This window comes from Aminobacter sp. P9b (assembly GCF_045345995.1).
GTDB classification, from domain to species: Bacteria; Pseudomonadota; Alphaproteobacteria; order Rhizobiales; family Rhizobiaceae; genus Aminobacter; species Aminobacter niigataensis.
In genome coordinates, this window is record NZ_CP150082.1 from 1,236,657 (window position 1) to 1,248,814 (window position 12,158).

Here is a 12,158-nt window from a genome sequence, read left to right on the forward strand (position 1 = left end):
CGCCCAGGAACCAAGAACCGGGCGAAAAATCGCATGTATACAAACTAGATCACCAATCCCCGGAGGTGGCAATAGTTGCTTCCCCAAGGTCAAAACCAGCTGCATTTGCACTATCCGGCCGTGGCTGTCGAGAGCAGCCAGAGGCCGAAAACCGTGTAGCCGATCATCAGCAAGGTCAGCGGCAACTGGCTCAGCGAGGCGCGGGTCGCGGATGGGTGCAGCCGCCAGGCGAACAGGTGGGCGACAAGCACCGCCAGCACGTGTCCGCCGACGATGATCGCCGCCTGGAGGTTCCATAAAAGCCAGGCGGAATTCGCGCCCATGGCGATGCCGGCCTCGACCGGCATGTGCGCCGTGCCGAACAGGTTCCAGCCCAGCGCGAACGGGTCCGACAGCGCCACCAGCGCGTATTGCCCGTTGACCAGCAGCGCCGTCAGGTAGTGCGAGAAATGATAGGCGAGCGCGATCGGAACGATCGACCAGACAAACAGGCCGGCGGATTTGTGGAGGGGCTGTGTGCTGCGAACCAGCCGTTCGCCGACAAGGACGGCGAGCAAGCCGATGGCGGCAAGCAGGATAAACATCGCCGCCAAGCCAAGGCTGTTGGTGGCGACAAGTGCTGAGCGGCCGGGCAGTTCGAGCGGGTTGACGCCATTGAGGCCAAGCCAGAAGAAGGTCTTGGAAAAGCCGTCAAAGGACACCGAAGCCAGTGTCGCGAGCAGGAAAAGCGCGCCCGAGGGCGGCAGCGGCTCGGCCTCGTTGAGCTTGGCACCGGGCCAGCACAAGGCAAGGCGCAGGCGGGAGCCGTCCTGATTGCCGTCGACGATGCCGAAGCGCGCGATCATGGCAAAGAACGCCGACAAGAACTCGCCCTGTCGGCTCCAGCGCTCGAAGCCGAAGGCGAGCATGGCGGCGAAGGAGAACAGCCAATAGGTGCTGGCGGCGATGGCGAGGCGCGCCGGGTCGTCCGGGGCGGGGTAGATCAGCTCGAACCAGGCAAAGGCGAAGAACAGGATGAAGGCCGGCCAGTAGCCGACCCAATCGGGCAGGCGCAGCGGGCTGTCGCCCCCGGCCTTGGCGCCGAATGCTCGACTGACCAGGCGATACGGCCCGTACCATGGGTTGAGCCAATGCCACAGATTGCCGAACAGGCCCTGGGCCAGCGTCAGCCCGACCCAGAGCAGTGTCCAGATCGTCAGCGGCAGCGGGTTGGACAGCGGATCGCGCGAGCCGATGAACCCGGCGGCGACAAGAGTTGCGAAGACGGCGAAGGACACGAGGCTGACAGGCAGCCGCAGGTCGGGGATCGAACCGAGCGGCAAACGCCGGCGCCAGAAGGCTGTCAGCCGCTCCGGTGGCAGCAGCGCCAACACCAGGAAAGATGCTGCCACGGCCAATGCTGCGCCGGCTATGTAATGGCCGGTCGGCAACAGCAGGACATGGCCGCGGTCGGAGGCATGGGCGAGGGCGGGCAGGGTTTGCGATGCGGTTATGGCGCATGCGGCGAGCATCGCCGCCGCGCTGCGCCGAATGGTCATGGCTATGTTGGTTCCCCGCATCACGCTCCCGATGTGCCATATGGCTTGGGTCGCGGGAAGGGCAGGTCGCGCGCTTCCGCCTCGCCCGGTGTTCTTGCCCCGCTCAGTCGCCTCGGCTTTCACCGCCTTGGGGCTCATCACCCAGCAGGAAATCCGACCTCCCGCCAGCCCGGCACCGGCGCTTTCGCCCGCTGTCTGGTGCCACGCGGAATGGTTACAGATGGTGACAGTTTGCGCTTGGTGGGCCATTCCATTCTGGACCGCAGCGGCAACTGCCGCGTCACGGCATGGATCCCCGGGTCTCCGCACGTCGCTTCGCTCCTGCTCCGCCCGAGGATGACGAAGGCATCCGGCTTCGCGGCCAATCGTCAACCGTCAGAGATTGGTAAGTCGACGGAATTGTTCCTCGTCTTATCCGCCAGTGTCCTGGCATTCTCTGCTAATTGCAAATTTCGGCGACTAGCCGAAAGCCAGCATGCCTCGTCATCCTCGGGCGGAGCAGGAGCGAAGCGACGTGCGGAGACCGGGGGATCCATGCCGTGACGCGGCAGTTGCCGCTGCGGTGCAGAAAAGCCCGAAGCGACCAAGCGTGGAAAAACCCTCCACCTTCGATGGGACCAGCCCGAGCTGCCCCCCAAACCCGGCTTAAACCTTCACCAACTGTTCCACCCGATCCTTCTCGCCGAAGATGCGGAGGTAGCGGGCGATTTCCTTTTTGTCGCCGGTGGCCTTGGCCGGGTTGTCGGAGAGCTTGACCGCGGGGCGGCCGTTGGCCTCGGTGACCTTGCAGACCAGCGAGATGGCGTTCAGCCGGTCGGTTTCCTTGGGCGCGCAGCCCTCGAAATCGTTGGTCAGGTTGGTGCCCCAGCCGAAGGACATGCGCACCTTGCCCTCGAAATGGCGGTAGGTCTCGATGATGGTGTCGACGTCGAGGCCGTCGGAGAAGATCAGCAGCTTCGAGCGCGGGTCCTGGCCTTTCTTGCGCCACCACTCGATGATGCGCTCGCCGCCCTCGATCGGCGGGGCGCTGTCGGGGCGGAAGCCGGTCCAGTCGGCGACCCAGTCGGGCGCGTCGCGCAGGAAGGCGGCCGTGCCGAAGGCGTCGGGCAGGACGATCAGGAGATTGCCGCCATAATAGCGCTGCCAGTCGCGCAGCACCTTGTAGGGTGACTGCTTGAGCTCGTCCTCGCTGTTGGCGAGTGCCGCATAGACCATCGGCAGCTCATGCGCGTTGGTGCCGAGCGCCTCGAGGTCGGTGTCCATCGCCAGAAGCACGTTGGAGGTGCCGGTGAAGGCCTCGCCGATGCCCTCCTTGAGTGCTTCGACGCACCAGCGCTGCCACAGGAACGAGTGGCGGCGGCGGGTGCCGAAGTCGGAGATCTTGATCTCGGGCAGCATCTTCAGCTGCTCGGTCTTGTCCCACATCTTGGCCTTGGCGCGAGCATAAAGCACGTCGAGCGCGAAGGGGCCAAAGGCCTTCATCGCCGAGCGCGAGCGCAGTTCGTTGATGATGGCGAGTGCGGGGATTTCCCACATCGAGGTCAGCACCCACGGGCCGGCGAAGGTCAGTTCGTACTGGCCGTCTCGCTTTTCGAGGTGATAGGGCGGCAGCTGGAAATTCTCGAGCCAGGCGAGGAATTCAGGCTCGAAGATCTGCTTGCGCCCATAGAAATTGTTACCGCCGAGCCAGATCATCTCCTTCTTGGAGAAGCGCAGGGTGCGGGCATGGTCGAGCTGTTCGCGCAACTCGCCCTCGTCGATCTCCTCGGCGAGCTTGACCGACGTCGCGCGGTTGATCAGCGAGAAGGTGGCGTCGACCTTGGGGTGCATGCCCCAGATCATCTGCAGCATCAAAAGCTTGTAGAAGTCCGTGTCGAGCAGCGAGCGGACGATCGGATCGAGCTTCCAGGTGTGGTTGTACACCCGCCGTGCAATGTCGGTCCTGGCCATGCCGCTTCATCCTCCTTGGCGCATCCGCCCAGTCGGGCAGGCGCGCGCCGCATCCTCGCTGTTAGCATTGGGATATAGCGCGGGGGCGATCAAGGCGCAGGCGAGAAAAAAGCAGCCTTGGCCCTATGGTTGCATCGGCCGAACAAGAAAGATGAGGCAGCCCTAATGCTTAGCCGGTCGCCGTTGCTTTCTGCCCGCGGCGCTTGCGGATACTGATCTGGCCGGTGACGGCCTGTTCGGTGCGCGCCGGCAGCTCCTCGCGTTGGGCGAACAGCCAGTCGATGAAGACCTGGGCGATCGGCGCCGATTTCACCTCGTTGCGGCAGACGACGTAGAAGGCATCGACCGCCGGCACCGACAGGTTGAACGGCGTCACCAGCTGTCCCCTGGCGAGCATGCTCGACGCGGTGACGCTGTCGCCCAGCGCCAGGCCGTGGCCGTGGACCGCGGCTTCGGTGGTCAGGCTCGCGCCCGACATGTGGTGTTGCTGCACCGGACGGACGTCGAGCGCATCGGCGGCTGCCAGCCAGGTGTGCCATTCGCGGCCGTCGTCTGCATGCAAAAGCACGTGGTCCGCAAGGTCGCGGACGCTGCGGATCGGCCGGTTGTTGATCAGCGTCGGGCTGACGACGGGAAACAGCTCCAGCGTCGACCATTTTTTCAGCCAGCAGTCGGTCCAGCTGCCGTCGCCATAGAGCACGCAGACATCGACGTCCGGCGCATGGATGTCGCGGGGATCGTTGGAGGCGTTGAGGCGCAGGCTGATGCCGGGATATTGCGAGGTGAAGCCGCCGACACGGGGCACCAGCCAGAGCGACAGCAGCGCCGGCACGCAGCTGACCGTCAGCTTGCCCGAACTCGTCGGCCGCGTCATGCGCGCGGTGGCCGAGGCGATGCTTTCGAAGGCACTGGTCACCGCCGGCAGCAGCTCGGCGCCCTGCGGGGTCAGCTTCAGCCGCGAGCCGGCGCGCTCCAAAAGCTTGACCTTGAGCGTTGCCTCCAACGCTCGGATCTGGTGGCTGATGGCGCCATGGGTGACGTTGAGCTCGCCTGCCGCCTTGGTCAGCGAGCCATGGCGTGCGGTCGCCTCGAAGGCGCGCAGCGGGTTCAGCGGGGGCAGGCGCCGGGACATGAAATCTCCGTGTGGAGTGGCGTCGCACTGTGAGAAATTCTCACACCGAAGACCTTAACATTATCAATTGCTATTTCAACGGCGCTGCCGGAAACTCACCGCAATAACAACCAAAAAGCATGCGGGGAACACGAGATATCAGGCTGACCGCCGGGAGCGGACGGCCGCAGGCGATCGTTCCCGCATTGCGACTTTTGAGGAGGCAATCATGGGTTTCGACGTCAACAAGCTTGCCGAGCTGCGCCAGAAATATGGCGAAGGCCACGGCGGCGATCTGTTCGACCCGAAGTTTCGCCGCGTCGCCGACAAGATCTTCAACAAGGCCGGAACCCGGCTGGCGCCCTATTCGGGCGTACCGACGTTCCTGACAGCCCCCTATCTCCAGGTCGACAACGACAATCCCGATTTCGGCGACCTTCAGGTCGCGATGATCGGAGTGCCGATGGATCTCGGCGTCACCAACCGTCCGGGTTCGCGTTTCGGCCCGCGCGCGCTGCGCACCATCGAGCGCATCGGGCCTTACAATCACGTGCTCGACTGCGCCCCGGTGCAGGAGCTGCGCGTGGCCGACATCGGCGACGTGCCATTCCGCAGCCGCTACCGGCTCGAGCTCAGCCATGAGGACATCGAGCGCCGCATCGGCCAGGTCGTCGATGCCGGCGTGGTGCCGCTGTCGGTCGGCGGCGACCATTCGATCACCCATCCGATCCTCAAGGCCGTCGGCAAGAAGCGCCCGGTCGGCATGATCCACATCGACGCCCATTGCGACACCGGCGGCGCCTACGACCTGACCAAGTTCCACCATGGCGGCCCGTTCCGTAACGCCGTGCTCGACGGCGTGCTCGACCCGACCCGCGTCATCCAGATCGGCATCCGCGGCTCGGCCGAATATCTGTGGGAGTTCTCCTACGAGTCCGGCATGACCGTCATCCACGCCGAGGAGATCAGTGGCATGGGCATCCCGGCGGTCATCGAGAAGGCCAAGAAGATCGTCGGCGACGGCCCGACCTATCTATCCTTCGACATCGACAGCCTCGACCCGGCCTTCGCCCCCGGCACCGGCACGCCCGAGGTGGGCGGGCTGACGACGCGTGAAGTGCTGGAGATCGTTCGTGGCCTCAAGGGCCTCAACCTTGTCGGTGGCGACGTCGTCGAGGTGGCGCCGCAATATGATTCAACCACCAACACCGCGCATGCCGGCGCCCAGGTGCTGTTCGAGATACTGAGCCTGATGCTGTTCAGCCCCTTCGTCACTGGCAAGGATGCTTGATCACAGCAATTTCGACTGGCCGCTGTTTGGGAAGCGGCGGCCAGGTGCTAACGCGACTGTTCAACAAACAAACATTCCAGAGGGAACCACGACATGAACATCAAGACGCTTCTGCAATCGACGGCAGCGGCCCTGCTTGTCGCAGGCACCGCCATCTTCGCCGTGCAGCCCGCCAATGCCGACGCGCTCGAAGACATCGCCAAGGCCGGCCAGGTCAATGTCGGCGTCTTCGCCGATTTCCCGCCCTTCTCCTCGGCCAGCGCCGACATGAGCCTCAAGGGTTATGACATGGATGTGGCGCAGGCCATCGCCGACGCGCTCAAGGTCAAGCTCAACCCGGTACCGGTGACCGGCCAGAACCGCATTCCCTACCTGACCGACAAGCGCGTCGATTTGCTGATGAGCGTCGGCTACTCCAAGGAGCGCGAGCAGGTCATCGACTTCGCCGCCGCCTATGCGCCCTACTACATCGCCGTGATTGGCCCCGCTGAGCTCAAAGTCGCAGGCAAGGAAGACCTCGCCGACAAGTCGATCGCCGTCAACCGCGGTACGCTCGAAGACACCTCGCTGACCGAGGCCGCACCTGCTGGTGCCGACATCAAGCGCTTCGACAACTACAACGCCGTCATCCAGGCTTTTATCTCGGGCCAGACGCAGCTGATGGTGGTTGGCAATGACGTCGGCGCCCAGGTGTTGGCCCGCCAGGAGGCGCTGAAGCCGGAACAGAAGTTCCAACTCCTGACCTCGCCGTCGCATATCGGCCTCAACAAGAACGAGGAAGGCCTGAAGAAGGTCATCAACGACACTGTGGCGGCGATGCTCGCCGACGGCCGGCTCTCGAAATCGTCCGAGGCGTGGCTGAAGGTTCCGCTCAACCCCGAAAACCTCAAGGATTGATCGGTGGGCTACAGCCTCGACTTCGGCTGGCTTGAAGGGGCTGCGGGCGCAATCGCCCGCGGTGCCGCCATGACGGTCTTTTTGATCGTGGTGACGACGATTGCCGGCACGCTGATCTCCGTGCTGGCCGCCGCCGGCCGCCGCAGCGGGCCGAAATGGCTTAAGCGCGCCATCACTGTCTATGTCGAGGTGATCAGGAACACGCCGTTCCTGGTGCAGCTGTTTTTCATCTTCTTCGGCCTGCCGAGCCTCGGCATCCGGCTCGACCCGATCGTCGCCGCCATCCTGGCGATGACGCTCAACATGGCGGCCTATACCACCGAGATCGTCGGCGCCGGCCTCGATGCGGTGCCGAAAGGCCAGCGCGAAGCGGCCGCTGCTTTGGGCTTGCGGCCGCGCCAGGTCTTCGTCAAGATCGTGCTGCCGCAGGCGCTGAAGGTCATCTTTCCCGCCCTGACGAGCCAGATCGTGATCATGATGCTCGAGTCTTCGGTCGTGTCGCAGATCGCAGTCAGTGAACTCACCTACGAAGCCGATATGCTGCAGGCGCGGACCTTCCGTCCCTTCGAGACCTATTTCGTCGTGGCGATGATCTATCTCGGTCTTTCGATACTGCTGCGCCGCCTGCTTGTCGGCGTCGGCCGCCGCACGCTCTCGGCAGGTGTGACATGATCGAGTTCACCTTCTGGGACATCCTGCGCAACCTGGTCTTCGCCACGCGCTGGACGGTGCTTTTGTCGATCGCGGCCTTTGTCGGCGGCGGCGTCGTCGGAATCGCCATCCTCTTCCTGCGCATCTCCAAGACCAAATGGATGCGCCGCTTTGCCAGCGGCTATATCGCGCTGTTCCAGGGCACGCCGCTGCTGATGCAGCTGTTCTTGATGTTCTTCGGCCTGCCGATGCTCGGCTTCCGCATCGAGCCATGGACGGCCGCCGTGCTTGGCCTGACCTTCTTTGCCAGCGCCTATCTCGCCGAGATCTGGCGCAGCGGCGTCGATGCCTTGCCGCGCGGCCAGTGGGATGCCGGTGCCAGCCTCGGCCTGCACTATGTCCAGGAGCTGCGCCTGATCATCCTGCCGCAGGCCTTCGCCATCACCCGCGCCCCCGTCGTCGGCTTCCTCGTCCAGCTGATCAAGGCCACCGCGCTGACCTCGATCATCGGTTTCGAGGAGCTGCTCAGGACCTCGAACGCCATCAACAACGCGACCTTCGAGCCGTTCACCGTCTACGGCTTGGTGGCGCTGATCTTCTTCGTGCTTTGCTATCCGCTCACCCAATACGCCCGTTCACTGGAGGCCCGCGCCGCAGCACGCTGAACCACACTCAGTCATTATCCATCATAAGAATCCGTGGGAACAGCCGGCGCAAAGCCGGCAATAAATGAGGAGAAGACAAATGACCAAGATACTGAACCACCCGATGAGCCGCCGCGCCGTGCTCGGTGCCGGCGTCGCCTCGGCCGGCCTGCTCGCCATGCCGTCGATCCTGCGCGCCCAGGAGAAGTCGATCAAGATCGGCGTCTATGGCGGCTACTTCAAGAAGTCGTTCGACGAGCACATCTTTCCTGAATTCACCAAGGCGACCGGCATCGCCGTCGAGTCGATCGCCGAGCCGACCGGCGAGGCCTGGCTGGTGCAGCTCGAGCAGGCCGCCAAGGCCGGACAGGCTCCGGCCGACATTTCGATGATGTCGCAAGTAGCGACGCTGAAGGGGCAGGCCACCGAATTGTGGACGCCGATCGATGCGGCCAAGATCAAGAACCACGCCAATCTGCTCGATCACTTCATCAACAAATATCCTGACGGCCGCATCGCCGGCATCGGCGCTGTGGCGTGGTACATCACGCTGGTGACCAACACGGATGTGTTCAAGGAGGCGCCGACTTCCTGGGCTGCCCTTTGGGACCCGGCAAACGCAGACAAGCTCGGGCTTCTGGCGCTTGCTTCCAACTCGTTCCTGCTCGAGGTGACGGCCACCACCTTCATGGGCGGCACCAAGGCACTCGACACCGAGGAGGGCATCCTCAAGGCGCTCGAGAAGCTGGCCGAGGTCAAACCGAATGTCCGGCTGTGGTATCGCGACGAAGCGCAGTTCGAACAGGCGCTGAAGTCCGGCGAGATCCCGATGGGCCAGTATTACCACGACGTCACCGGCCTTGCCGCGGCTGACGGCCAGCCGGTGCGCTCGACCTTCCCCAAGGAAGGCGGCATCCAGGACTCGGGCAACTGGGTCATCTCGCGCGCCTCGACCAAGGTCGACGAAGCGCACATCTTCATCGACCATATGAGCCAGCCGGCGGTTCAGTCCTTGATGTCGCGCAAGGTTGGCACTGCGCCGACGCTCAAGAAAGAGGTTCTCGACCTCAAGCCTGAAGAGTTCGCCGCCGTCTCGTCGGACATTCCGCCGATCATCCCGCGCTACGACCTCTACACCACCAAGGCCGACTGGATTAACCAGAAGTGGACCGAGCTGATCGTCGGCTGATCTGGATTACCCTCCCCCTTGTGGGGAGGGTGGCCCGCAGGGCCGGGTGGGGGTACCCGCGAAACATTGAGCTTGCAGACCCCCACCCCGTCGCTTCGCGCCGACCCTCCCCACAAGGGGCAGGGTACCAGCGCCTTCGCTGCCGACGGCAGCGCCATGCAATTCGTAGAACCTTCAAACGAGCAGGTGCCCCCTCATGTCCGGACTCGTGCTTAAGGACATCACCAAGTCATTCGGCAGCTTCAAGGCTGTCGACACCGCCAACCTGTCGGTGCCCCACGGCAAGTTCGTCTGCCTGCTCGGCCCGTCTGGCTGCGGCAAGACCACGCTGCTGCGCATGATCGCCGGGCTCGAGGATCCGTCCAGCGGCGAGATCCTGCTCGACGGCACCGACATCACCCCGGTGCCGACGCACAAGCGCAATCTCGGCATGGTGTTCCAGTCGCTGGCGCTGTTTCCGCATCTGTCGGTCGGCGACAACATCGCCTATCCCTTGCGCATTCGCGGCGCCTCGCGCGAAGACCAGAAGAAGCGCTCGGACGAGTTGCTCAAGCTCATCCATCTGAGCGGGTTTTCCGATCGCCCGGTGGCCAAGCTTTCCGGTGGCCAGCGCCAGCGCGTCGCGATCGCCCGTGCACTGGCTTTGTCGCCCAAACTGTTCCTGCTCGATGAGCCGCTGTCGGCGCTCGACGCCAAGCTGCGCGAGGCGATGCAGGTCGAGTTGCGCCAACTGCAGCAGCGGCTTGGTATCACCACCTTCGTCGTCACCCACGACCAGCGCGAGGCGATGACCATGGCCGACCTCGTCGTCGTGATGGGTCACGGCAAGATCCTGCAGGCGGCCCCGCCGATCGAAATCTACCGCAAGCCGGCCGACGCCTTCGTCGCCGACTTCATCGGCATGACCAATTTGCTCGATGCCACCGCCGACAGGCTCGGCCGCGTCTCGGTGCTCGGCCAGGCCATTCCTAACCTTGTGATGCCTGAGGGCCTGACCAAGGCATCGGTGTCGATCCGCCCGGAGGACGTGCACCTCGGCCCGGTCGGTGGCGACGCGATCGCCGGCACCGTTACTTTCGTGCGCGACCTCGGCGGCACCATCGAGACCTTCGTCGAGGCCGGCGGCAAGACCATCGTTGCGGTGGCCACGCCGCGCGAGCGGCCCGAGGTGGTGGCCGGCCAGCAGGTCGGCCTGATCCTGCCGGCGGAAGCCTGCGTGGTGCTCAAGTCATGAAACGCGAGGCGCCGAAATCGCTTGCAGATTACAGCCCGCTGTTCTTCCCCGGGCTGATGCTGATCGTCTTCTTCGTGATCCCGTTCTCGACGATGATCGCCGTCAGCTTCTTCCAGCGTGATCCCTCGGGCTTCTATACGCCCGATTTCGTCTTCACCAATTATGCTCGCTTCCTCAGCTTGTTCTTCGGCAAGGTGCTCGGCTTTTCGCTGGTGCTGGCGGTGATGGTGGCGATCTGCTGCGTCGTCATCGCCTTCCCCTTCACCTTCCTTTTGACCAAGCGGCCGCGCAAGGTGCAGACGATCTGGCTCGTCTGCCTGCTGTCGGTACTGTCGCTGTCCGAAGTCATCATCGGCTTTGCCTGGTCGACGCTGTTTTCGCGCACCGCCGGCATCACCAACCTGTTCGTCGCCATCGGCCTGATGAAGGAGCCGGTGGCGCTGCTGCCGAGCTTCTGGGCGGTGCTGACGGGCATGGTCTACCAGGCGCTGCCCTACACCATCCTGGTGCTCTATCCCGCGCTCGTCCGCCTCGATCCGACGTTGCTGGAGGCCGCGCGCACGCTCGGTGCCTCGCCGGTCAGGGCGTTCATGAACGTCGTCGTGCCGGCGCTGCGCAACACTATCGTCGCCACGCTGATCATGGTCTTCGTCTTCGCGCTCGGCTCGTACCTGCTGCCGCAGATCCTCGGCCGGCCGTCGCACTGGACGCTGTCGGTACTGATCACCGACCAGGCCATCTATCAGTCCAACATGCCGTTTGCCGCGGCGATGGCGGTGTTCCTGGTGTTGATGTCACTGGCGCTGGTGGGGCTGACACTGCTTGTCGGACGCAGGGAGAACGCGCTGTGAAACAGACATTCCTTCGCCGGCTCTATTTCGCGGCCGTTGCCCTGTTCCTCGCGGCCCCGCTGATCGTCGTCGCCGGCGTTTCGGTCAACGAGAAGCAGGACCTGGCCTTTCCGCCTAAGGGCTTTTCGCTTGCCTGGTATGCGCAGATCTTCGCCGATCCGGAATGGCGCAAGGCGCTGATCGCCTCGTTGTCGCTGGCGGTCACCGCCGCAGCCCTTGCGGTCGCCATTGCCCTGCCGCTGGCCTGGTTCCTGTGGCGGCGCATCGCACCCTGGGCCAACGTGTTCCAGATCCTCGGGCTGGCGCCGTTCATCCTGCCGCCCGTGATCACCGCGCTCGGCATGCTGACGTTCTGGGCGACCACGGGTTTCTACGGTCAGCCGTGGACGGCGGTCATCAGTCACGCCATCTTCTTCGTCACGCTGCCGCTGGTGACGCTGTCGCTCGGCTTCGCCTCGATCGACCGCTCGCTGGTCGAGGCGGCGGCGACGATGGGCGCCGACGACCGCACTGTGCTGAAGACGGTGGTGTTGCCGCTGATCCGGCCCTATCTCGTCTCGGGCTACGCCTTTGCCTTCGTGCTGTCGCTCAACGAGTACATCGTCGCCTACATGACGATCGGCTTCACGCTGGAAACGCTGCCGATCAAGATATTCAACGCCTTGCGCTACGGCTATACGCCGACGATGGCCTCGGTGTCGGTGTTCTTTGTCGCTGTTGCGGCTCTCGTGTTCGGGCTGATCGCCAGGTTCGGCGACATCAGGCGGCTGCTCGGGGCGATGTCGTCGGAAAGCTGATGCAA

The 12,158-nt window shown here is 64.1% G+C and carries 11 protein-coding genes; 8 read left to right on the forward strand and 3 right to left on the reverse strand.

The annotated features are described in order from the left end of the window. Positions 1 to 110: 110 nt before the first annotated feature. The 3 genes from WHT83_RS05985 to gcvA form a co-directional block, all read right to left on the reverse strand. A complete protein-coding gene (locus tag WHT83_RS05985) occupies positions 111 to 1,511 on the reverse strand; it encodes a hypothetical protein (RefSeq protein WP_406873937.1) in 1,401 nt (466 codons plus the stop codon). A gap of 672 nt (positions 1,512 to 2,183) precedes the next feature. Beyond that, positions 2,184 to 3,488: a nicotinate phosphoribosyltransferase gene (gene pncB / locus WHT83_RS05990; protein WP_406873264.1), complete on the reverse strand. Its 1,305-nt coding sequence runs from the start codon at positions 3,486 to 3,488 to the stop codon at positions 2,184 to 2,186. A gap of 169 nt (positions 3,489 to 3,657) precedes the next feature. Then, on the reverse strand, positions 3,658 to 4,620 hold the full coding sequence (gene gcvA / locus WHT83_RS05995; protein WP_406873265.1) for a transcriptional regulator GcvA: 963 nt from the start codon (positions 4,618 to 4,620) through the stop codon (positions 3,658 to 3,660). A gap of 208 nt (positions 4,621 to 4,828) precedes the next feature. Between gcvA and speB the strand changes: the two genes are divergently transcribed. The 8 genes from speB (at position 4,829) to WHT83_RS06035 (ending at position 12,153) form a co-directional block, all read left to right on the forward strand. Then, complete coding sequence (gene speB / locus WHT83_RS06000) at positions 4,829 to 5,890, forward strand: agmatinase (protein ID WP_108605756.1); 1,062 nt, start codon at positions 4,829 to 4,831, stop codon at positions 5,888 to 5,890. Positions 5,891 to 5,983: 93 nt separating this feature from the next. Next, the gene (locus WHT83_RS06005) at positions 5,984 to 6,787 is read left to right on the forward strand and encodes a transporter substrate-binding domain-containing protein (RefSeq protein WP_318762846.1); all 804 of its coding nucleotides are present in this window, start codon (positions 5,984 to 5,986) and stop codon (positions 6,785 to 6,787) included. A gap of 3 nt (positions 6,788 to 6,790) precedes the next feature. After that, entirely contained in the window at positions 6,791 to 7,459 is a 669-nt protein-coding gene (locus tag WHT83_RS06010; protein ID WP_108605754.1) for an amino acid ABC transporter permease, read from the forward strand. After that, positions 7,456 to 8,103, forward strand: coding sequence for an amino acid ABC transporter permease (locus WHT83_RS06015; protein ID WP_108605753.1), 648 nt, complete (start codon positions 7,456 to 7,458; stop codon positions 8,101 to 8,103). Before WHT83_RS06010 ends, WHT83_RS06015 begins: the two co-directional genes overlap by 4 nt. 79 nt (positions 8,104 to 8,182) lie before the next feature. After that, positions 8,183 to 9,271 carry a PotD/PotF family extracellular solute-binding protein gene (locus WHT83_RS06020; RefSeq protein WP_404801240.1) on the forward strand — a complete coding sequence of 363 codons (1,089 nt, stop codon included), beginning with the start codon at positions 8,183 to 8,185 and terminating at the stop codon, positions 9,269 to 9,271. A 196-nt stretch (positions 9,272 to 9,467) separates the two neighbouring features. Next, on the forward strand, positions 9,468 to 10,505 hold the full coding sequence (locus tag WHT83_RS06025) for an ABC transporter ATP-binding protein (RefSeq protein ID WP_108605752.1): 1,038 nt from the start codon (positions 9,468 to 9,470) through the stop codon (positions 10,503 to 10,505). Beyond that, a complete protein-coding gene (locus WHT83_RS06030; protein ID WP_108605751.1) occupies positions 10,502 to 11,356 on the forward strand; it encodes an ABC transporter permease in 855 nt (284 codons plus the stop codon). Before WHT83_RS06025 ends, WHT83_RS06030 begins: the two co-directional genes overlap by 4 nt. After that, positions 11,353 to 12,153 (forward strand): ABC transporter permease, encoded by an 801-nt coding sequence (locus WHT83_RS06035; RefSeq protein ID WP_108605750.1) that lies wholly within the window; start codon positions 11,353 to 11,355, stop codon positions 12,151 to 12,153. Before WHT83_RS06030 ends, WHT83_RS06035 begins: the two co-directional genes overlap by 4 nt. Positions 12,154 to 12,158 lie beyond the last annotated feature (5 nt).

Coding starts and splice junctions, on each gene's coding strand:
- WHT83_RS05985 (WP_406873937.1), bottom strand. CDS start 1,511: ATGCTCGCCGCATGCGCCATAACCGCATCGCAAACCCTGCCCGCCCTC.
- pncB (WP_406873264.1), bottom strand. CDS start 3,488: ATGGCCAGGACCGACATTGCACGGCGGGTGTACAACCACACCTGGAAG.
- gcvA (WP_406873265.1), bottom strand. CDS start 4,620: ATGTCCCGGCGCCTGCCCCCGCTGAACCCGCTGCGCGCCTTCGAGGCG.
- speB (WP_108605756.1), top strand. CDS start 4,829: ATGGGTTTCGACGTCAACAAGCTTGCCGAGCTGCGCCAGAAATATGGC.
- WHT83_RS06005 (WP_318762846.1), top strand. CDS start 5,984: ATGAACATCAAGACGCTTCTGCAATCGACGGCAGCGGCCCTGCTTGTC.
- WHT83_RS06015 (WP_108605753.1), top strand. CDS start 7,456: ATGATCGAGTTCACCTTCTGGGACATCCTGCGCAACCTGGTCTTCGCC.
- WHT83_RS06020 (WP_404801240.1), top strand. CDS start 8,183: ATGACCAAGATACTGAACCACCCGATGAGCCGCCGCGCCGTGCTCGGT.
- WHT83_RS06025 (WP_108605752.1), top strand. CDS start 9,468: ATGTCCGGACTCGTGCTTAAGGACATCACCAAGTCATTCGGCAGCTTC.
- WHT83_RS06030 (WP_108605751.1), top strand. CDS start 10,502: ATGAAACGCGAGGCGCCGAAATCGCTTGCAGATTACAGCCCGCTGTTC.